Source organism: Vibrio campbellii CAIM 519 = NBRC 15631 = ATCC 25920 (assembly GCF_002163755.1).
In the GTDB taxonomy this organism is placed as follows: domain Bacteria; phylum Pseudomonadota; class Gammaproteobacteria; order Enterobacterales; family Vibrionaceae; genus Vibrio; species Vibrio campbellii.
Genome location: NZ_CP015863.1, coordinates 1,076,669 through 1,097,449, shown reverse-complemented (window position 1 = coordinate 1,097,449; position 20,781 = coordinate 1,076,669). Strand labels below are relative to the sequence as shown.

16 protein-coding genes and 1 pseudogene are annotated in these 20,781 nt (G+C 44.4%); 5 read left to right on the top strand and 12 right to left on the bottom strand.

All coding sequences use genetic code 11. The features are described from left to right. Nucleotides 1–83: 83 nt before the first annotated feature. The 3 genes from A8140_RS05285 to hinT form a co-directional block, all read right to left on the bottom strand. Nucleotides 84–476, bottom strand: a complete 393-nt coding sequence (locus A8140_RS05285; RefSeq protein ID WP_005532013.1) for a YcfL family putative periplasmic lipoprotein — start codon at nucleotides 474–476, stop codon at nucleotides 84–86. After that, nucleotides 476–1,870: a COG3014 family protein gene (locus A8140_RS05280; protein ID WP_005532014.1), complete on the bottom strand. Its 1,395-nt coding sequence runs from the start codon at nucleotides 1,868–1,870 to the stop codon at nucleotides 476–478. The genes A8140_RS05285 and A8140_RS05280 overlap by 1 nt, the downstream gene beginning before the upstream one ends. A 70-nt stretch (nucleotides 1,871–1,940) precedes the next feature. Further along, nucleotides 1,941–2,291 carry a purine nucleoside phosphoramidase gene (hinT, locus tag A8140_RS05275; protein ID WP_005431651.1) on the bottom strand — a complete coding sequence of 117 codons (351 nt, stop codon included), beginning with the start codon at nucleotides 2,289–2,291 and terminating at the stop codon, nucleotides 1,941–1,943. Between the two features lie 235 nt (nucleotides 2,292–2,526). Here hinT and A8140_RS05270 point away from each other — a divergent pair, with 235 nt between their 5' ends. Continuing rightward, nucleotides 2,527–4,518 (top strand): methyl-accepting chemotaxis protein, encoded by a 1,992-nt coding sequence (locus tag A8140_RS05270; protein ID WP_005532016.1) that lies wholly within the window; start codon nucleotides 2,527–2,529, stop codon nucleotides 4,516–4,518. A 166-nt stretch (nucleotides 4,519–4,684) separates the two neighbouring features. Continuing rightward, nucleotides 4,685–5,845 carry a DUF1887 family protein gene (locus A8140_RS05265; protein ID WP_005431680.1) on the top strand — a complete coding sequence of 387 codons (1,161 nt, stop codon included), beginning with the start codon at nucleotides 4,685–4,687 and terminating at the stop codon, nucleotides 5,843–5,845. Between the two features lie 154 nt (nucleotides 5,846–5,999). Here A8140_RS05265 and udp read toward each other — a convergent pair whose 3' ends face one another. The 5 genes from udp to A8140_RS05240 all read right to left on the bottom strand — a co-directional run bounded on the left by udp (nucleotide 6,000) and on the right by A8140_RS05240 (nucleotide 13,382). Beyond that, entirely contained in the window at nucleotides 6,000–6,758 is a 759-nt protein-coding gene (gene udp, locus A8140_RS05260) for a uridine phosphorylase (protein ID WP_005437517.1), read from the bottom strand. 320 nt (nucleotides 6,759–7,078) lie between these two features. Beyond that, a complete protein-coding gene (locus tag A8140_RS05255; RefSeq protein ID WP_005532019.1) occupies nucleotides 7,079–9,385 on the bottom strand; it encodes a zinc/cadmium/mercury/lead-transporting ATPase in 2,307 nt (768 codons plus the stop codon). A 100-nt stretch (nucleotides 9,386–9,485) separates the two neighbouring features. Further along, the gene (locus A8140_RS05250) at nucleotides 9,486–10,937 is read right to left on the bottom strand and encodes an MATE family efflux transporter (RefSeq protein WP_005532021.1); all 1,452 of its coding nucleotides are present in this window, start codon (nucleotides 10,935–10,937) and stop codon (nucleotides 9,486–9,488) included. 63 nt (nucleotides 10,938–11,000) lie between these two features. Continuing rightward, the gene (locus tag A8140_RS05245) at nucleotides 11,001–11,420 is read right to left on the bottom strand and encodes a CBS domain-containing protein (RefSeq protein ID WP_005431646.1); all 420 of its coding nucleotides are present in this window, start codon (nucleotides 11,418–11,420) and stop codon (nucleotides 11,001–11,003) included. 342 nt (nucleotides 11,421–11,762) lie between these two features. Then, entirely contained in the window at nucleotides 11,763–13,382 is a 1,620-nt protein-coding gene (locus tag A8140_RS05240) for an NAD(P)/FAD-dependent oxidoreductase (RefSeq protein ID WP_005532023.1), read from the bottom strand. A gap of 230 nt (nucleotides 13,383–13,612) precedes the next feature. Here A8140_RS05240 and fdxA point away from each other — a divergent pair, with 230 nt between their 5' ends. Next, complete coding sequence (fdxA, locus tag A8140_RS05235; RefSeq protein WP_005431654.1) at nucleotides 13,613–13,936, top strand: ferredoxin FdxA; 324 nt, start codon at nucleotides 13,613–13,615, stop codon at nucleotides 13,934–13,936. 91 nt (nucleotides 13,937–14,027) lie between these two features. On the opposite strand, the gene A8140_RS05230 is transcribed toward fdxA, so the two are convergent. Then, on the bottom strand, nucleotides 14,028–14,762 hold the full coding sequence (locus A8140_RS05230; RefSeq protein ID WP_005532025.1) for an RNA methyltransferase: 735 nt from the start codon (nucleotides 14,760–14,762) through the stop codon (nucleotides 14,028–14,030). Nucleotides 14,763–15,184: 422 nt separating this feature from the next. Here A8140_RS05230 and A8140_RS05225 point away from each other — a divergent pair. Continuing rightward, nucleotides 15,185–15,280 (top strand): annotated as a pseudogene (locus A8140_RS05225) (carboxypeptidase); the annotation flags it as partial. A 55-nt stretch (nucleotides 15,281–15,335) separates the two neighbouring features. On the opposite strand, the gene A8140_RS05220 reads toward A8140_RS05225, so the two are convergent. The 3 genes from A8140_RS05220 to A8140_RS05210 all read right to left on the bottom strand — a co-directional run bounded on the left by A8140_RS05220 (nucleotide 15,336) and on the right by A8140_RS05210 (nucleotide 19,441). After that, nucleotides 15,336–16,844: a hypothetical protein gene (locus tag A8140_RS05220; protein ID WP_152429125.1), complete on the bottom strand. Its 1,509-nt coding sequence runs from the start codon at nucleotides 16,842–16,844 to the stop codon at nucleotides 15,336–15,338. A gap of 1,168 nt (nucleotides 16,845–18,012) precedes the next feature. Next, nucleotides 18,013–18,411, bottom strand: coding sequence for an AbrB/MazE/SpoVT family DNA-binding domain-containing protein (locus A8140_RS05215; RefSeq protein ID WP_005532031.1), 399 nt, complete (start codon nucleotides 18,409–18,411; stop codon nucleotides 18,013–18,015). A gap of 130 nt (nucleotides 18,412–18,541) precedes the next feature. Then, on the bottom strand, nucleotides 18,542–19,441 hold the full coding sequence (locus A8140_RS05210; protein ID WP_227740715.1) for a LysR family transcriptional regulator: 900 nt from the start codon (nucleotides 19,439–19,441) through the stop codon (nucleotides 18,542–18,544). Nucleotides 19,442–19,543: 102 nt separating this feature from the next. Between A8140_RS05210 and A8140_RS05205 the strand changes: the two genes are divergently transcribed. After that, nucleotides 19,544–20,185: a glutathione S-transferase family protein gene (locus A8140_RS05205; RefSeq protein WP_005532035.1), complete on the top strand. Its 642-nt coding sequence runs from the start codon at nucleotides 19,544–19,546 to the stop codon at nucleotides 20,183–20,185. Nucleotides 20,186–20,781 lie beyond the last annotated feature (596 nt).

Below are 20,781 nucleotides of genomic sequence, written 5' to 3'. Positions count from 1 at the left end.
CTTAGTTTGTGTTTCGTCCCGAGATGTCTCCATCTTGGGAAAGCAGCATAGCTACCTAAAAAATATGTATCCCAAAGCTTGGGTTAGTTATCTTGTGCTTCGCGAATTTGTACACGGAATTGAGTCCCATTCGGGCTCACTGTCACTTCAGACAAAGTCACTTGTTCAAATCCACGCACAATCATTTTGCGCCATGGACCTGGTTTGGTATTCACTTCTAATCCAGTATTGTCATACCAGTAAAAACGATAAAGAATCTCTTGATCGCCTTTGTAATTACTGCTCAGTTGAACAACACCGCGTGGACGGTCATCCACATAAGTCGTGGTAATGTTGTCTACCAACAGGCGACTACCCATGACGTTATCGTGGAAGAAAACCTTTTGCGTTTGGCCATCGATTCGGATTCCCGCAGTGTTATCTGCACAACCTGCTAAACCTACTATCACTGCCAAACCTATAAGCCATGCTCTCATTACAACCTCCCTAGCTGTTTATGCCACACCGTAGAATGTGTTCCCTGACGAGAAACCCAAACCAACGTTGTTTGCTGTGCTGGCACTTCGAATTGATACACCTGATCACCAACGTTCAGACTCTGCTGACCCGGCTTGACGACTTTCGATGCCGTTTTCACCGTGCCCGGAAGTGTCTGCCAACTTCTGGTATCAGGTTGTTCAGTTAGTGTATTCCACACGTTGAAAAGAATGTTGCCGACATCATCACCCTTCGCCGCTTCTTTTCGAATTCTGTCTTTAGCCCAAACACGAATTGCCTGACGAATCACAATCGTAGTTAAACGCTCGTGCAAATCGTTTTGCGCCATGGCATTCACATCGGCCAATGTGCTCGAAGGTAGCTTTTTACCATTCAACGCAACATCACCAAAACGTTGTGTTCCGCGCTTCGGATAATAAGGCAGAGCGAGCGAGTAGATCGCGCCATCACCTCGGCTGTCATAGATTGGCAAATCAATACGCCAATCTTGTAGCGCTTCCACCACGCCTTGCTCATCAATCACAATCACGCGACCTTGCGACTTACTCAGCCCTGATGGTGCTTTGCCGTAGCGCTTCTCTAGCATCCTAAGATCTTGACGCATTCCGAGCTTTTTCGCGGCATACATGGTGCTTTCAATCACTTGCTTGTTATCTGGCATCACTGCAAGTGCACGACGATAGTCTACATACGCACTGTTCAAATCTCGTGACGCTTCATACAGCAACCCAGAAAGGTAGAATAAGTAACTATTTTGTACAGAGCTCAGCTTTTTGCCTGCGTCTGGGTAGTTGGCTAACACGCTACCTAAGTTCGCTGACATACCTTGCTTCTTAAGATCCTTCTCTGCTTGGTTTAGTTCCTTTTCACGTGCTTTCTTTGCCGCTTCTTGAACTTGGTTTGCACGGCGCATTTCAACCAGCGCCCCCTCAAGGTCATTTTTTTGTAGGTAGTTCAGACCAAGGTACAAATGCAAAAAGCCGAGTTCATAGTCGGCAGGTTGGTATTCATTTAAATTGTCGTTAACGGCAAGAGAACCTACACTGGTCGCCGTTTCCGTAACAGAAATGGTAGCGCGATCTTGTTGTTTGCGTACTGCACGATCGCTGTCTTCAAGTGAACTCAGGCTGGTTGGGTAGTCTTGCGCTAGAAACGAGATTCGGCCTTGTTCAAAGTTGCCAAGTATTTCGCCACCGACATCACTCGATTGCAGTTGCTCAGCTTTGGCATATTCGCCTGCAACCACAGCTTGATAAACTTCTTTATTTTGGTCGCTATAATGACTGAACAGATTGCCAGCGGATAAGTTTGCACATCCTGTAGCAAGCAGGACCCAGCTCATCAATCCGAATAGCTTCACACCATGTTTCACATTTATCTCCACAAATGTGTTGTTCAAGGAAGGAAGAAGTGGATGAATCACCTCACCCACTCCTAAAAGATTAACTCAATACCATAGGGCCTAAAGGACGACCACCCACTAGGTGCATATGAATATGATAGACTTCCTGACCGCCATGTGAGTTACAGTTTACAATCAAACGGTAACCGTCTTCTGCAATGCCTTCTTCTTTAGCGAGCTTCTTCGCAACCGTGAACATACGGCCCATCATTGCCTCATCTTCCACTTCCACGTCATTGGTTGTCGGGATCAGTTTGTTCGGAATGATAAGGATATGGCTTGGCGCACGCGGATTGATATCACGAAATGCCGTTACTAAATCATCTTGGTAAAGGACATCTGCTGGGATTTCTTTGCGAATAATTTTGCTAAAGATGGTTTCTTCCGCCATGGGTACTCCATTTTATAAGGTGTGTAACCTATTTAGTATGCGCTAAGCCAAAAGCGAGCTCAATAAAAAACAGTGTTCACTTAACAATATCAATATAAGTCGTAACGTTGAAGCTTTTTTTGTCGTGTGCGTCATAAAACGTGCGTCGCAAACTCAATACAATCCGATGAATTTTGTTACTTTTTTAAGACAATTCTAATTTATGTTGTCTATTTTTGGGAGAGGAAGCTCACTTATGCGGGGTTCAGTAATTAAAAGGATGTATGCAGGCTTTGCGCTGATCATCGTCTTATTCGCAGTCACGATTGCCATTATGATGGGGGGCATGAATGATATTCACGGTAAGTTTGAGACTGTATCCAAGTCTTCTCTGCCGCTTGTCTCTTTATCTAACCAAACCAGTGTAGAGCTTCTTTCTGCCGACAAATCTTTTAAAGACTTCCTGACCACAGAGAATAAACAACGCATGGATCAGATGCGTCAGGAATTTGCCAAATCTCAACAAAGCTTCGAAGCAACATTGAGCCAACTTCAAGTTGCAAGCCAAATCTACCCTTCCCTTGCCGAACCTTTTTCTCAGCTTAAAGAACTTGAGCAGAGCTACTTTACCGAAGCAAAGGAAGCCATAGATAACTACGAAGCGATGTTCGCTGCACAAGAAGAAGTGCAAAAATCTTCTCGTCGCTTCCAACAACTCAATACTGAGCTATCTGTGGGTCTAAAAGAATACGTGGCGGATCAATCCAGCATCTCAGTTAAAGTAATGGCGAAAAGCTACTTTATTAAGCTGAAAGATGCAGAAGTAATTACGTCAGATGCGCTGGCAAGCTCAAATCCTGAGTTTGTAACGCAAGCCGTAGCAAAAAACCGCAAGGCGGTGACGCACCTGAATTACGCTTTCCGCGGTTTGGTGACTCAACTTCCTGAACTTAAAGAAGCCTTCGGCGAGTCTGTTGAACAATTTACCCGTGACGTAGGTATGCGTGGTGGTGTATTAGACCAACACAATAACTATCTATCGGCACGTGCGGCGCTTTACAACAACATCGCTAACCTTGCCACCAAAGTTGACTCAAGCATGTCGATTCTTGAGCAGTTCACTACAACCGCAACCAATAAGCTGAACGAATCTCTTGCAGACGCAGGCGACATCTACTCAGCAGGCGTTACCAAAGCGATTGTGATTGGCGTCATTGTGGTGTTGTTTGCAACGGCTATCGGTTACCACATTGCTCATAGTGTTCGTGAGCCACTGACTCGTATTCTGAAGGCATTAGAAGGTCTGACAGAAGGCGACATGACGCAACGCATTGATATTCGTTACAACAACGAATTCAGCCGTGTGAGTGGCCATATCAATACGCTGGCAGACAGCCTACATAACATCCTTGTTAAGCTGAACGACGCATCAGAAAACCTAGCGTCTACAGCCTCAACGAACGAGCAGACTTCTTCTCAAGCACAAGCTCAGTTGAACTCTCAGCGTGAGCAAACCGCAAACGTAGCCACGGCAATGACAGAGATGTCTCACTCAGTGCAAGAAGTCGCGCAAAGTGCTCAAGGCTCGTTAGAGATGGTACAGCGTGTTGAGACGGCTTCAGATCAAGGCCGTAACGTCATGAACAGCAACATCTCGACCATCAACCAGCTTGAGACACGCTTAAACGAATCCGTCTCTGCGGTTTCTGAGCTACAAAAAATGAGTGGCCAAATCGGCTCGATTCTGGATGTGATTCGTAATATTGCCGAACAAACCAACCTGCTTGCGCTGAATGCGGCGATCGAAGCGGCACGTGCTGGTGAACAGGGGCGCGGTTTTGCGGTAGTGGCAGATGAAGTTCGCGTGCTGGCTTCCAAGACCACACAATCGACAACTGAGATTGAAGCAATGATCAGTAACCTTCAATCCAGTTCTCAGTCTGCTAACCAAGTTATTCAAAGTTGTATGAGTGATATGGAAATGTCTGTTGAGCAAGCCTCTGAGGCAAACAGCTCAATGGAAGAAATCCAAGCGCTGATCATCGAAATCAGTCAGATGAGTACCCACATATCCCAAGCGGCGGCTGAGCAGAGCGAGACTTCCGCGGATATTGCGCGCAGCATTGAAGACATCAATAGCATTGCTGACCAGAGCTACCATGCGATGTCCAGCATCGCGCAAACCAGTGAATCTTTAACTCAACTGGCACATCAACAAAACGAACTGGTTCATCGATTTAAACTATAAAGTTTTATGTAAAAACTAGAAAATTAATTGCAACCAACTGTATAAGGGCGACTTTTTTATTAAAGTCGCCCTTGTTTTTTATGAGCTGTGTCTACATATGGTTTATATGGCCTGCTCATCCCTTTTCTTTTCTCTTTTCGAGCAAGCCAAATAAGAAGGAAAACCTATGGCTGTTCATGTTGGTATTATCGACCAAGATCCAGTGAGATTAGTCACTCCTCTTTTGGATAATCGCACTGTAAGTACACATATCGTCTTCATCGGCGACAAAAGCCAATCCGATATGTACGAGCGACTGAGCGCAGTATTAGAGCAGCGAGAAATTACGTCTGAATTCTTTGAAATTCCTTCTGCAGTAAACACTTCTCTGATCAAACAATCTGTCCATCAATTGGCAAAAGACCTCCATGACCGAGGTGAAGAAGTAAAACTCAATGCAAGCTGTGGCCTCCGTCACCGACTGCTTTCCGTGTACGAAGTCTTCCGTACGTACCGCTGGCCAATCTTCGTAGTAGAACCAAACAGCGACAAACTGTGCTGGCTTTACCCAGATGGCAAAGAAGACACGCAAGTGGAAGACCACATTACGATTTCTGATTACCTCACTATTTTCGGTGCGCGCGGTGAATTCCACCACGTAGACCTTCCACCTCAACTCGATCAAAAGCTTTACGAACTGGGTGAACGCTGGGCATCTAACGCGCTGGAGCTTGGCCCTGGCCTTGCAACACTGAACTACCTTGCAACTACTTGTCGTAAAGAACAAAAGCTGGATGTGGAGCTTTCTGAGAAGCAACAAGGCTACCGTGAGCTGAACATGCTACTGACCGATTTGGTTGAAGCGCAAATCGCCACTTACGAAAACGGTGTTCTAACCTTCGCTGACGAAGATGCTCGTCGTTTCTCTAACGGTGAATGGCTAGAAACGCTGGTGCACAGCACAGTGAAACAAATCCAAGACACCATGCCGACGATCCAAGACCGTTCGTTGAATGTGCAGGTTTACCGCAAACTCGGTGAAAGCGAAGTGCGCAATGAACTTGACGTAGCAACGGTGGTAAACAACAAGCTTCACATCATTGAATGTAAGACGAAAGGCATGCGTGATGATGGCGATGACACCCTGTACAAGCTGGAATCGTTACGTGACTTATTAGGTGGCCTGCAAGCGCGAGCGATGCTAGTTAGCTTCCGCCCACTGCGTCACAACGACATCACTCGTGCAGAGGACTTAGGTTTAGCATTGATCGGCCCTGATGAGCTGAAAGATCTCAAAACGCACCTAACCGCATGGTTTAAAGCCGCTGGCGGTTCTGACGAAATCTAATCATTAACATCCGATCAAAAAAAGCAGCCTCGAGCTGCTTTTTTATTGCGGCAGATTTGTTGTTTGAATACTCCGGCAACACTGCCAGATAGAAAAAGCCAGAGGCGAACCTCTGGCTTTTCCCGTTTGTTTAAATGCCAACTAAATGTTGTGCTTAAAGCATCTTACGCGCTGCTTCTACTACAACTTTAATTGAGCGAGCTTCCGTTTCTTTCAGCGTTGAATGATCTGGAATCTCTTTTTGTGTACGGTTGATGATTACACCCGCCACACAACCTGCTTTCAGGCCTGAGCTTGCACACATAGTTAGCAGTGTTGCTGACTCCATTTCGAAGTTCAGAACGCCCATGTCTTGCCACTCTTGCATAGAACCTTGGAAACGCTTAACAACACGGCCAGAGAAAGTGTCGTAACGCTCTTGACCTGGGTAGAAAGTGTCACTTGAAGCAGTCACACCCATATGAACTGTTGCACCAGACTCTTCAACCGCTGCCTTCATTGCTGTTGCGATTTCAAAATCTGCAACTGCTGGGAACTCCATTGGAGCAAAGTGTAGGCTCGCGCCGTCTAGACGAACAGAACCTGTAGTAACGATCATGTCACCCACGTTTACGTGTGGTTGGATTGCACCAGTAGTACCTACACGTAGGAAAGTGCGAACGCCAAGCTGCGCTAACTCTTCTACTGCGATAGAAGTAGATGGGCCACCGATACCAGTAGAACAAACCACAACAGGTTTACCGTCCAGCTCTGCACGGTATAGCGTGTATTCACGGTGACTTGCTAGAAATACTGGGTTTTCCATTTCTTCAGCGATTTTTTGTACGCGTGCTGGATCGCCTGGAATGATTGCTAGAGTAGCACCATTAAGATCCGCTTCAGTAACACCTAAATGGAATACAGCTTGAGACATAAGTCGCTCCTTGTTGTGGCTTATTTTGTAAACAATAAGCTCATTAATAAGTTGTTGGGTACAGATGCACTGTAGCGAACCTTTCACTAACATTGAGTGATCACAGTCACAATGAAACGATGCAATAAATCTACACTTTCAAATAAAAACGGTTTTGATCACACTTTTGGAGCCATAAGATCATTTCGTTGCATACCAATGAGTGATTTACCGAACGAATCATTCACCTTTGTTATCTCCACCTTCAGGACAGAAAAAGCCCAAGGTACGATGACCTCGGGCTATTTATTCAACATTCAAAGATATACGAAAGGTTGATACTACTTCACTTGTTTTGGTTCGAAGCGAAGCAGACGCAGTGCATTCAGTGTGACCAGTGCCGTAGCACCACTATCGGCAAGAACGGCAACCCATAAACCGGTAATACCCAGTAAGCTTGTTACTAAGAACACACCTTTTAGGCCTAATGCTAACGCCACATTCTGACGAATGTTATTCAGCGTCGCACGTGATAGTTCAATCATACCAGCGAGTTCGATCAAACGGTTGTGAGTCAGCGCGGCATCAGCCGTTTCGAGTGCAACGTCAGTACCACCGCCCATCGCAATGCCAATGCTTGAAGCCTTCATCGCTGGTGCGTCGTTAATACCATCGCCTACCATCGCAACGGTACGCTGCGCTGAAATCTCTTCTACATAATGCACTTTGTCTGCTGGTAGCAAACTTGCTTTGTAATCAAGGCCAATTTGGTTCGCAATTGCTTCAGCACAGCGAGGGTTGTCACCTGTTAGCATCACAGATGAAATACCCAGTTTCTTCAATGCAGCAACGGCTTGTTGAGCATCTTGACGAAGCGTGTCCTGCCAAGCAATCAAACCTATCACTTCGTGATCATGGCGTGCGATAACCACGGTTTTACCCTGCCCTTCCAACGCCAAGACTTGCTGCTCTACCTTTTGTGAGATTGGGAAGTCAGCTTTCGATGGTGCAATCACCTGAACCAGTTTGCCTTCAACAAGGCCTGTCACACCAGAACCAACCTGTGCGGTTTTGTCTGCAGCTTCAGGAATGTTGATGCTTTGTTCTTGCGCTTTGTTCACCAAAGAAATTGCTAGCGGGTGGCTTGAGCCAATTTCAATCGACGCCGTCAGGCGAAGCAATTGCTCTTCAGTCACATCAAACGGCACCACATCAGTCACTTGTGGTTTACCTTGTGTCAACGTACCCGTTTTGTCGAAAGCGACCGATTCAACACGACCCAATAGCTCAAGCGCAGCACCACCTTTGATCAGTGCGCCTCGTTTTGCTGCCGCTGCCAAGCCAGAAGTGATCGCCGCTGGCGTAGAGATAACCAAAGCACATGGACATGCAATCAACAGCAATGCTAAACCACGGTATACCCACGTTTCCCAAGGTTGAGCAAACAACAATGGTGGTGTAATGATGACTAATAGAGAAACAAGCATCATCAACGGTGTGTACCAACGGCTGAACTTATCGAGGAAACGTTCAAGTGGTGCTTTGCGTGATTCTGCTTCTTCAATCAAATGTAGTATACGGTCAATCGCGTTCTCACCTTGGCGAGACGTCACTTTGACTTGAACGACTTTATCGACAACCACAGCACCCGCCATGATTTTGCCGCCTTCGTTATGCTCTACGGGAACGGACTCGCCCGTTAATGCACTTTCATCAAAGCTTGCCGCTTGAGTCATCAGCAAACCATCAGCTGGCATACGACCGCCAGGCGCAACTTCAATCACATCACCCGGTTGTAGCTGTGACGCAGGCACTTCTTGACGTTCACCATCTACAATCAGCGTTGTATTCTCTGGAACAAGATCCATCAAAGCTTGAACACCGCTACGAGCACGAGATGATGCATATGCTTCTAACTTTTCACCAATAAGGAAAAGCAATAGCACCATCGCCGCTTCAGCGGTTTCACCGAGGTAAAGCGCACCTAACGCCGCCACACTCATTAATGTTTCAATCGCAAATGGCGTACCAGTACGAGCCAACTTGACCGCTTTCATCGCAACCGGGTATAAGCCGAGCAAACAGGTTAAAGTAAATAGCCAATTACTCAGCGTTGGATTGAAGTCAGAAATGATGCCAGCAAACGCCATCGCACCTGCAATGGATAGGATTTGAACATTGTCTTTGATAACGCCCAACCAACCCTTTTTCTCTGCTTTTGGTTTGGGTGCATCTGTCGAAGCCAATGGGAAACCGGTTTGTTGAGAAACTTGCTCGATGACAGGCGCAAGTGCACGGTTATCCAACTCCACGACCAGTTTTTCAGTCGCGAATAAGACTTTGGCGTTCGTAACCCCCTCAATAGAAGAAATAGCCTTTTCAAGTTTTTGAGCACAAGCAGGACAATCCATACCTGATACTAACCAGCTATGGCGAATGGAGGATTCAAGGGGTTCGGCAGGGCCTTCGTCTTCAACAGAATCCGAGCTACAGCTTCCGCCACTGCAGCAAGAATCTTCCGAAGTTACGACGGTTGCTTGCGTAATATTAAGCGTTGGCTTTGCTGGTGCGCAGCAAGAATCGTTTGCTCCTAGCGCCACCGCAGATTTGACTTTGCCTGTTTGGCAACCTTGATGTTTCGTACACATAATTCACTTTCCTTATTGGTGATAAGTCTCTATTTATTAATAAGAATAAACCTTAGAGCTAACTCCAAGGTCAAGTGTATTTATGTGCATTTCACGAAATTTATGCTTTCTCATCTTCCAAAGCGGTCGCTACCTCATCTATCAACACCGCATCATGGGAACAAAAAGGCTGAGTATTGACGCAAGTGATCGCAGGATCGTCTTCAATGTCTTCTTCTCCGAAGTTTTGCATCAGATCTTTAATGTGTTTGTTCAGCACCACTAACGCCAGCAACCCAAACACTATCGTACCCACTGCTTGCCCATATAACACACCAAGCGCGCCATACCATTGCGATCCAAAGTAAACAAAAGGCAGAGTACCAATTGTTGCTTTACCCAAATTCAACGCCGTGGAATAAAGCGGTTTACCGAGATTATTGAAAGAAGTGTTGGCGACAAACAAAGTCCCATTGAAGACAAACGTAATGGCAACATAGGTGCAAAATGCGATAACAATAATCGCGGCGTCCCCCGTTAGGCTAAACATCGCTACGATGTAATCTTGCAGCACATAAAGCAGAGCACAGACACCTAGGGTGTAAATCGTAGTCACCAGTAAAGAGTCGCTCAGAGTGCGCTTCACACGATCCATACGCTCTGCACCAAAGTTCTGCCCAATGATCGGGCCAACCGCGCCAGAAAGCGCAAAAATAACAGCAAAGCACACTGGCGTTAAACGCCCTATCACGGCAAAACCTGCCACAAAATCTTCACCAAATTGTGCAATGTGTGTGGTCACAATCGCATTACCAATTGGTGTGGCAGTGTTGGTGATAATAGCCGGTATCGCGATCGCCAAGATAGGTTTGAGATTATTTCTGAAGATATCGAAGTCTGGAAGAGACACCAATTTGTGCACGTTAATCAGCGGATAAAGGGAGAAAGCCAATACTGTGAAACGAGCGATCACAGAAGCCGCTGCAGCCCCTTCTACGTTCCATTTAAAGACAAAGATAAACAGTGGATCGAGAATCGCGTTAACAATACCACCAGCTAAAGTTGCCCACATAGAGCGCTTTGCATCACCCGCGGCTCGCAAACCGGCACCTGCCGACATACCCAATGCCAGAATCGGCGCACTTGGCAGTAGAATGTTGAGATACGCTTTAGCACGCTCAGCAGCAACACCCTCAGCACCGATGGCGGCTAATAGCTCTGGGATATGAATGTACATACCAATGGTGATGACCAAGCTGATCATAAAAGCAACCAACATGATACTGCCACTGGTCAGACTAGCGCGTTCAAAGTCCTTTGCGCCAATCGCTTTAGATACCAGGGCGCCCATGGCAATCGACGTGCCGATAGAGGCTGAAGTGGAAAAGAAGATCAACGTTCCTGCAAAGCCGACGGCAGCCGCGAGCTCCACCTGCCCCAGCATACTGATGAAGAGCATATCGAGTAAATCGACGACAAACAGAGCCATCAAACCAACGGAACCGGCTCCAGACATCACCAGAATGTGGCGCATCGTAGAACCTTGGACAAACTTCGCGTCTTGCGTAGACATACTCTTCCTCAACGACAAAAAGACGCCGAGGCGTCTTTCGTCTTAATACTTATTATTTTGATATTAAACGGGATGTTGGAAACATTCGTTTAGCGTTTTGCCGATAGCTCTTAATACATCGCGTCTTGTAATCACACCGACGAGCTTCTCTTTATCATCGACCACAGGATACATTTTAGGTTTACCTATCTGCATCATGTCAGCCAGTTCGATAATAGACATTTCTGGCGACACAGACAGAACATCGTCATGCATACACTCTTCTACTGTATGTGTATCCTGACAGTGATAACTGGCTTTAACGAGTTTGTCTAAAAGGTCTTGCTCAGAAAGGAATCCAATGACTTTCTCGTTTTCGTTAATCACAGGCCCACCTAGAGTAACACTTTGCATCACCTTGTCCAAAGCCGCCGTCAACGACATGTCCTTGGTGAAAGTCACCGCCTGTAACGTCATATAATCTTTAACTTTAAGTGAGTGCATTCTTATCTCCTTAGCGGCACGTTTTTGCTGCCTTTAAGATAAGTGTCGTCTAATTTCTTGATTTTACTAAATGGAAATTAGCAATTTTATTTATAGGTGCTGTCTATTGATCTTTATCCAAATCAATACATAACACAAACCTATAGATATGCAGTTGCATATTTATTTAAAGTCACATGGAAAAACTATTTCGCTGCAAGCAAAGAATATACAAGCTTGAAATCATTCGAGTCAGAAACGAGTCACACAGAAAGACCAAAAAGAAATAACTAGCTATGCAGTACAAACAAAAAAGCCAGCCCCAAATCAGGCTGGCTTTCATTGTATTATCACGCAATAAAATTATGCGTTTTGCATTGCTTCAACGATGTCACGAGCAACGGCTTCCGCTACTTTAATACCATCGATACCCGCAGAAAGGATACCACCCGCGTAGCCAGCACCTTCGCCCGCAGGGAAGAAGCCTTTCAGGTTGATGCTCTGGAAGTCTTTACCACGCTTGATGCAAACTGGAGAAGACGTACGCGTCTCAACACCAGTCAGTAGGCCGTCTTCAGAAGCAAAGCCTTTGATCTTACGATCGAACGCTGGAATAGCTTCACGAATCGCTTCAATAGCAAACGCCGGTAACGCTTTTGATAGGTCAGTCAGTTTGATGCCCGGAGTGAATGATGGCTCAACATCGCCCAGCGCACTTGGATCGCGACCTTTCAGGAAGTCACCAATCTTCTGTGCTGGAGCGTCGTAGTTCTCGCCGCCTAGTGCGTAAGCGCCCGATTCTAGTTCACGCTGGAAGCGGATACCCGCTAGCGGATCTCCCGGGTAATCGACTTCTGGAGAGATGCCCACAACGATGGCGCTGTTCGCGTTGCGTTCTGCACGAGAGTATTGGCTCATACCGTTAGTTACTACGCGACCTTCTTCAGATGTTGCAGCAACTACCGTACCACCAGGGCACATACAGAAGCTGTAAACCGTACGGCCATTCTTACAATGGTGAACCAGTTTGTAGTCTGCCGCACCAAGAATTGGGTGGCCTGCATTTGGACCAAAGCGTGCTTCGTCGATCATCGATTGTTTGTGCTCGATACGGAAACCAACAGAAAACGGCTTCGCTTCCATGTAAACGCCACGGTCGTGCAGCATTTCAAAGGTATCACGAGCACTATGGCCTACCGCTAGTACTACGTGACGAGATTTGATCTCTTCACCGTTTGATAGCGTTACGCCTGTGATTTGACCATCTTCCATATGTAGATCGTCAACACGAGTGCTAAAGCGAATCTCACCACCTAGTTCGATGATTTTCGCGCGCATCTTTTCGATCATGGTAACCAGTTTAAAGGTACCGATGTGCGGCTTACTTACGTATAGAATTTCTTCTGGAGCACCAGCTGCTACAAACTCAGTGATCACTTTACGACCATAGAAGTTTGGATCTTTCACTTGGCTGTAAAGCTTACCATCAGAGAAAGTGCCTGCACCGCCCTCACCAAACTGTACGTTTGATTCTGGGTTTAGTGTGCGCTTACGCCAGAAGCCGAACGTGTCTTTAGTACGCTCACGTACTTCTTTACCACGCTCAACGATGATTGGGTTAAAGCCCATTTGAGCCAAAACCAGACCCGCAAACAAACCACAAGGACCAAAACCGATCACCACAGGGCGCTCTGTTAGGTTCTCTGGTGCTTTCGCTACAAAATTGTATTCCATATCTGGTGTTTGGCGAACGTGCGGATCTTTTTCGAATTTCGCTAACAACGCTTCTTCATCACCTTCAACGATGATGTCTAGCGTGTAGATAAGGTGAATGTTGGTTTTCTTACGAGCATCGTAGCCGCGTCTAAAGACATTAAAAGAGATAACTTTCTCAGCAGCAATGCCAAGCTTTTTAGTAATCGCGTCCAATAGCGCGCCTTCCTCGTGATCAAGAGGAAGTTTAATTTCATTAATACGAATCATGTGATGTCTCGTTATGGTAGGTGTCTTAGCCAAAGCCACACATTTCCCTCCATATCTAAGGAGAAAAAAGATGGTCAGCTCACAATGGCGCGCATTCTACGAGAAATTGATTTGTCTGTCATACTAAATCCAAGTTGCGCGGCGGAATTAACGTAGCGAATGTTGAATTTTGCCTTGGGATGAGTATTATCCCCATTCTTCAATTTTGACTAACTTAAGAGCTGATTATCATGGCGTTTGTCGTAACCGATAACTGTATCCAATGTAAATACACTGACTGTGTCGCGGTATGCCCTGCAGATGCCTTCCACGAAGGCCCGAACTTTATGGTAATCAATCCGATTGAATGCATCGACTGTGGCTTGTGCGTGGACGAATGTGCCGCAGCCGCTATCTTCCAAGAAGACGAGCTACCAGAAGATCAAGTGATCTACAAAGAGCTCAACGCAGAACTTGCTGAAATCTGGCCGGTACAAACCGAAGTGAAGCCAGCAATGGATGAAGCGGAAAAGTGGAATGGTGTGCCAAACAAGTTGGACATGCTAGAAAAATAAGTGCATTAAAACGAAAAAAGCGTAATGAACCTCAACTTGAAAAAGTCTGGCTCGTTACGCTTTTTTTTGTATCTATGATTCGTTGATACGATTAGCTGTGTTGACGACGCATGTTGTCCAGAATAATACCTGTCGCCATTGCTACGTTTAGAGACTCAGCACCACCAAACGCTGGAATAGTGATTTTATCGGTCACAAACTTCGATGCCGCCTCACGTACACCATGAGATTCACTACCCATCAACAAAATGCCGTCTGCTGAGAATTCCGTTTTGTGCACGCTTTCACCTTCAAGGAAAGCGCCATACACCGGCAAGTTTGCATCTTCCAAGTAGCTTGGTAAATCCACTAGACTCACTTGCACACGACCAAAGCTGCCCATGGTTGCGCTAATGGTTTTCGGGTTATATGGGTCGGCACAATCCGTACTCGCGATGATGTGCTTGATACCGTACCAATCCGCAACGCGAATGATCGTACCTAGGTTGCCCGGATCAGAAACACCATCCAATGCTATCATCAAGCCTTTTGCCTGAGGCACTGTTACGTTTGGAATTTCAACCACAGCAATAGCGGCATTGTTGCTCACCAGCGTACTTGCTTTGGTTAGCTCATCCAGTGATGCCTCAATGCACTCGAAACCATTGAGTTCATGACTGTGCTGCTCTAGAAACTCAGCAGTTGCAAAGATTTGCTTTACACTCAACGAACTGTTCGCCAATTCCAGTACATTCTTTTCACCTTGAACCAGAAATAAGCCGTGCGCTTTACGCTGCTTCTTTTGACCCAAAGCACGAAGCAGTTTTAGTTGGTTTTTTGAAATCATGAAAATATCCCAGGTGAAAATGGCATGAACTAGAGCGCCAGATTATAGAATAAAGTGAAATGAACAAAAAGAGACGCCGGAAACGAAAAAGCCTCGCTGTATAAGCGAGGCTTTTAAAGTGATGCTTGCGATATAACTTAGCATAGCCCGAACGGGCTTTCAAATAGTTACAAAACTATTTGCAGCATAAGTTCGCACAAGATTGCATCAAAAGTCTGCATATTTGGCCTAATACTGAAAGTCAATGTTGTAAAATTACCACACTTCTATCAGTCTCTTGAGTGACTTAGTGGGCGTGAACGTAGCAAACTTTTGGACAAAACCTTGCCAGTGACTTTCCTAAATTAGTAAACGGCGGATTAATTTAAATATGGAAAAGTTGTGTAGGCAAATCGCAAGACACACTCTGTAGTTTCTAAGTCAGTTTGCTAACCACCGATGAACTAGTGAAACAAGCGACTGGCGAAACTCTGAAAGCTAGTTACTTTATGGATCATTTGAAAGGTCGTTATCTGTAAACAAAAACGGCTCAGCAGTATTCAAGCTGCCGAGCCGATACCATCACTAGCTTGTCTATACAACTGAAGCTGTTTTAGTTGTTGGCTCTTCCTCTTTCGAGTTGACTTCAGGAGTCGTTGCTACGTCAACTACATCCAACATATCTTTTTCTTTCTTCTCGATTTTATTTCTTTCTTTAGCATTTAGGTGTCGTAACAGTGGGCTGACCAAAGGCACGTTATCTAAACGATTAATTGCATCGGCTAATTTTGAACTTTTATCAATCGCATCAATAATCGGATGATCTGAGTTGTTATAATCAGATATTAGCTTACCTGGGTTTTCGCTGTTAACTTGGAGCAAGTTGAAAAGCAATTTAGTTCTTAACTCACCACTAGTGTCATCTTCGCCAATTGTATCAATCTGATTTGACAAGCCTTCAAACGTTCGGCTCGAAACTTCTTTATGTGTGTACTCTTCAATTAGTCGTTTACTTAGCTTATAGCTCTTGTTTGATGAGTAAGCGACCCATAGGATAGGAGCGTAAACAGGTAGCATCATAGAGTAAATCATCGGAGCATCTTGAATAACGGAAGCAAACTGCTCACTCAAAAATATTACTCGAACCATACTGAATGCAACTGGCAACAAAGAGCACACTATCAACCAGCGAATAGCTTTATTGAACGAAACCTCATGTTTATCTAATTGTTCTTTTTCGACTTTAATTTTGTCGATATATGCACCAGAAAGACCAGCCGTAAGCGCATCGGGAAGAAGTGATTTTATCTGTTCAATAATTGAGCTATATTGCTTTTCACCTTTTGATATGAACAACTCTAACCCTTCTTTGTATTGGCCTTCAATAGAGTCTAGTTTTTCATTGTATCTTTGCTCTACGCTCGAAACTTCCTCGTTTAACGATGCAACATCATTTTTGATTTTAGAATAAGCATCTTCAAGTTCTTCTTTTAAGCCACCTTGTTCTACTTCTTCACCGTTGTCATCTTCATATGTAAAGCCAAAGACTTCACCATGAAGAGTGTCAAATTCATTTTTCTGTTTAGTTGCATTACTCAGCAAAGATTTCAACTTACTTGCAACTAATTCGGTATTGGTTACTTGTTCTGATAACGACTCGACTTTCAACGCCAAGCGATCTTTCTCAGCAACTAAACGATTAAGCTCCTGTAAAGCTTCGTCAATTTCTGCTTTAGATTCTAAGTATTGTTCATGGTATTGAGCTATTGATTCTGATTTATCAAAAGCAGTAGACCCATACTCTTTGATAGTTGCCAGATTCGAGTCTGATTCATCTTTCAATGAAATGACTAGTTCATGAGCATCTTCAACACTTTTGTAAATGGCATCAATCTCACCCAATCGTTCTTCAGCTTTGTTTTTTACTTCGGTGGCTTTGTTCCTAGCTCCCAAAGCTTTGGAATAATGATCTGGTGCGCTCTGCTCCAGCAACTCAAGCTGTTTATTAGTCTTTTCTAATTTTTCTTTAAGAGCATTCATCTCTGTCCAGAGATACTCTTTCTCTTTGTTTAGCTTTTCTGTTAGTCGATCTTCTGTAGTCAAAAACAAAGCTATTACCTACCCTATGCCACAACGTTAATATTGATGTATTTTCTATCAATTCACTTTTAAAATCAAAAGCATGAACAAATGAGCACCAATAACTAAGATGAAATTAAACTTAGACCACGCCAATCACATAGCCTAGATGTTTATCTTGCAGAAGCGAATACGGTAGCCGTTAAAAAGCGATTGAAAAAAGCACTCAAAAACCACTGCCAAGGTGATCAATCGTAAACTCAGTTCATCACTAACAGATGTACTCGTTCGTATGTTTGAACCGAGAGACGCCACCCTACAACTGCTACAACTAATGGGCCGCGTCTTGCCTTTTGCTTCCATTAGTTAAATTATTGCAAATACTGAAATTGAAGAATGAGGCGGATGTCGAGTTAACTGATTTTGGGGCATAGGCGAGTTAGCTCGACTCAGGATGATTTTGACTCAGGATGATTTGCTAAACCATCGGTACTTGCAGTATGGTTTGTTTGGAACAGTGGTCAGAAAGTAAAGGCACACCTATAAAGCCAATAAAGCAAATTTCGAAAGCTCGAAGTGCGAAAATTGAAAGCATGAAAGCAATTAAAGCTGCTTACCTGAAGGCTAAGGCTGAAGGAAGCATCAAGACTTACCGAATTACGCGAACCCGTTAGCGAGCATGTAGAGGTAGATTTAAGCTCTGGTTGCTTTGTTGTTGAGTTTAAGGATAGACTAGGTTCTATCAATGACAGCGGGACTTTTTCAGTACATTGATGTCTACTCTGATGAGTCGCAGGCCGCGCCGCGATAGCCAAAGACCTCCGCCTTTCAATAGCCCTGTTCTCTTACGCTCATAGAGTATTGACCGCAGGTAGCGCGTTATAGAGCCACTATTTAGTGGCTCTTGTCGTATCTGAGCGTTAGAAAAGCTAAAGTCTTTCCCTTCGAGTTTCCCAAGTTCATATGTGGGTCGTAACAAAGTTCGGGGCATTTTTGATTTTGACTGATTTGTGCAACAGACTGTTGCACAATTAGAAGATTGGATTGGAGTTGTTGCAGAATTTGCAACAACTTACGCTTTCCTCGAAGCCTTAGTATTTGATACTAGAAAAGTATGTATCCGAGTGTTAGGCCCACAACCATTATGATGATACTGGTTAACGTCATATTGTTGTCGACCCATTCATCAAGCTTACTCATTCGAAGTTCCTCTTTCTTTGCTAATCATGTCAAAACCATGTTCAACTCCATAAATTACTTCACGTAGAAGTGCCTTATTTGGTGAATTCAAATTAGCAATGACTCGACCAATTGCATTACCCAAGTCACAAAACTCAATATCACCATCTGGAAGGCTATCAAGTGCTAACTTGAGGTTTGAAAGAAAAATATCAGGGTTCAGCAAATCTAAACTAGGTTCATCGAAAACCTCATTTCGGTTGGCCATGAAATCATCTGTAACCCTTTCTCCCCCGTCGGCGAAGGATATCCAATCAGGTTTTGTTTCGCTCTTTGCAAGCAAATCACTGTGGGTATTATAAGGAGTCATCCCTTCTAGCAACTCTTTTTCGGTCAACTTTTTCTTACTCATCGCATACAACCTGACAGGATATTTAGATTAGTTGCAGTATAGCAAAATCAGCTAGACTGCCGTTAGAACGAATACGCTGAAACAAACTTCGGGGCAGATTCGTGTCAGGCCCCCTTGGTAAAACGACGTGTCAGTTGCTCTCAATCGCACCAAGTTTATCAATAACAAAATCTAAAAATACTTTCACTCGTTCAGGTTGATAAGCACCTCCACGGTATAGAGCGTTCAGCGGATACTTAAGTGGTTTAAAACCGATATCAAGTTTTTGCAGGAGTCCCTTTTCCACATAAGTTGCAGCGATAATATCGGGTTGATAGCTTGCTCCAACCGCTGAGAGCGTCAACTGGCGGATAAGCCGTGGACTATTGCTTTTGAAAACGGCGTGTACTGCGAGATTATGACAAGCATTACTTTGCTTCATAACGCTATCCACAGGCCAACGAGCTGTTGAGTGAAGGTTGCTGTCGATAAGGCAAGGTAATTGTTTTAATTCCATATCATCGCAGCACTGTTTTGCTAACTCAGGCGCGGCATAAACTGAACTTTGAAGGGACATTACTTTACGATATTTTAAGTTGGAGTCTTCGAGTTCACTAGCACGAAAAGCGATGTCTATGCCTTGCTCGACTAAATCCAGTTTTTGATTAGTAACGATGATATCAATCTGAATATCTGGATATCGCGCGTGGAACTCTGGAATAATTGGGCTTAATAATTCCTCAGCAAAACCCTGTGAAGCCGTTACACGAATAGAGCCATAAGCTTCTTTATTATTTGAGTGGAGTTGATGGTATAGCTGGTCAAACTTAGCCAGAACCTGTTGTGCTTGCAGGTAGTACTCTTGGCCTGCCTGATTAACTGAAAGCTTGCGAGTGGTGCGATGAAACAGTTTGACTCCGAGCTGCTCTTCTACACGGTTTACGTATTTGGAGGTCAGGGATTTAGAAATACCTAAACGTTCAGAAGCAGCGGTAAATGAGCCTGTTTCTATCACAGCCACAACTGTTCTCATTCCATCGATAGTGTCCATAAATTATCAACATTCTGGAAATTATCATTCCATGTTAGCGGGGTTTTTCTTCTTCGCAACTTGTTCTTAAATGTAGAACAGACAACGAGCTAGGAGAAAACAATGATAAAACTATACTGGCACCCCATGTCAGGGCACGCACACCGCGCTCACATGCTATTAAATATCCTCGAATTGGACTTTGAACTCATTACCGTCGATTTACCGACTGGGGAACATAAAAGGCCAGAGTTTTTGGCACTTAACCCCTTTGGACAAATACCAGTTTTAGTCGATGGTGAAATCGTCATTTCTGATTCAAACGCGATCTTGGTTTATCTTGCTACCGTTTATGATAGAGAACAGATATGGCTTCCAAAGTCGCCTCTACTACGTGCGCATATCGAGCAGTTTCTTTCCCTAGCTGCTCATCGACTAGCTAACTCAATAGCCAAACTTCGCGCAGCGAACTTATTCAATCGCAGCATAGACAGTGCACCGCTCACTCATGAAGCACATAAGCTTCTCAAACAACTCCAGACTTACCAAAACGGCCGTCAATGGTTGGTCGGAACAAAGCCTACTATTGCGGACTTAGCCCTCTACAGTTATATCAAGTTAGCGCCAGAAGGTGGGATAAGTTTAGCTGACTACCCTGTTTTGCAAGCTTGGCTCAAACGAGTAGAAGGGCTATCTGGCTTTGTGCCTATGCAACTTTCGAATGTCGGTCTACGGAATGAGACACTAAATAGTGATGTTATCTAAATCCATTGATAATTGCTCAACTCACTTTACCTTTACTATCTAGCTAATCGTTTTTAGGTATTGGGTACCCCTTTAAAGTAGAGTGAGTTACCCACTCACTCTTGCTTTGTTACGTTTTAATTGGTTCGAACTTAGGTTATTGAGAGTTAAGAAGATCTGTTTTTTTACTTGTTTCTTATTTCGATCAAAAATGAATAAAAGTAATCCCAAAAGCAGCTTCCTGAATTAGTGTATTAATCAGGCGTAACTTCGAATGGGGCAAAGACGAGTTTGCTGAGATCGGCGTCAGCACGTCTTTGGACATAAATGTCTTGCATATCACAATGACTTTTTCATGAACATCTTCGGGTAAGACATTACAAGTTGCATTCCCACATCCCAACCTGATATCACTTCTCACATTTCATCACTCAAGTAGTATTGTTGACTCTTTGCCCCTATTAGAGCTTCCACTCACGAGCAACTAAGCGGCTTTTTTATTCCCTGTAGAGTAGAAATAGTGATTAAGATCTCGTTTTTTTATATTCAATTTAGCGACTCACGATGTGAATATGACGGCTACTTTGTCACTCATAGCCGATTTAATGTGGTAATTT

Excerpts from the sequence above, each read along its gene's own strand:
- A8140_RS05240 (WP_005532023.1), bottom strand. The coding sequence starts at position 13,382 with ATGATTCGTATTAATGAAATTAAACTTCCTCTTGATCACGAGGAAGGC.
- fdxA (WP_005431654.1), top strand. The coding sequence starts at position 13,613 with ATGGCGTTTGTCGTAACCGATAACTGTATCCAATGTAAATACACTGAC.
- A8140_RS05245 (WP_005431646.1), bottom strand. The coding sequence starts at position 11,420 with ATGCACTCACTTAAAGTTAAAGATTATATGACGTTACAGGCGGTGACT.
- A8140_RS05215 (WP_005532031.1), bottom strand. The coding sequence starts at position 18,411 with ATGAGTAAGAAAAAGTTGACCGAAAAAGAGTTGCTAGAAGGGATGACT.
- A8140_RS05230 (WP_005532025.1), bottom strand. The coding sequence starts at position 14,762 with ATGATTTCAAAAAACCAACTAAAACTGCTTCGTGCTTTGGGTCAAAAG.
- udp (WP_005437517.1), bottom strand. The coding sequence starts at position 6,758 with ATGTCTCAAGCTGTATTCCATTTAGGTGTTACTGAAGCGGATCTTAAT.
- A8140_RS05250 (WP_005532021.1), bottom strand. The coding sequence starts at position 10,937 with ATGTCTACGCAAGACGCGAAGTTTGTCCAAGGTTCTACGATGCGCCAC.
- A8140_RS05255 (WP_005532019.1), bottom strand. The coding sequence starts at position 9,385 with ATGTGTACGAAACATCAAGGTTGCCAAACAGGCAAAGTCAAATCTGCG.
- A8140_RS05270 (WP_005532016.1), top strand. The coding sequence starts at position 2,527 with ATGCGGGGTTCAGTAATTAAAAGGATGTATGCAGGCTTTGCGCTGATC.
- A8140_RS05265 (WP_005431680.1), top strand. The coding sequence starts at position 4,685 with ATGGCTGTTCATGTTGGTATTATCGACCAAGATCCAGTGAGATTAGTC.
- A8140_RS05205 (WP_005532035.1), top strand. The coding sequence starts at position 19,544 with ATGATAAAACTATACTGGCACCCCATGTCAGGGCACGCACACCGCGCT.
- hinT (WP_005431651.1), bottom strand. The coding sequence starts at position 2,291 with ATGGCGGAAGAAACCATCTTTAGCAAAATTATTCGCAAAGAAATCCCA.
- A8140_RS05285 (WP_005532013.1), bottom strand. The coding sequence starts at position 476 with ATGAGAGCATGGCTTATAGGTTTGGCAGTGATAGTAGGTTTAGCAGGT.
- A8140_RS05210 (WP_227740715.1), bottom strand. The coding sequence starts at position 19,441 with ATGGACACTATCGATGGAATGAGAACAGTTGTGGCTGTGATAGAAACA.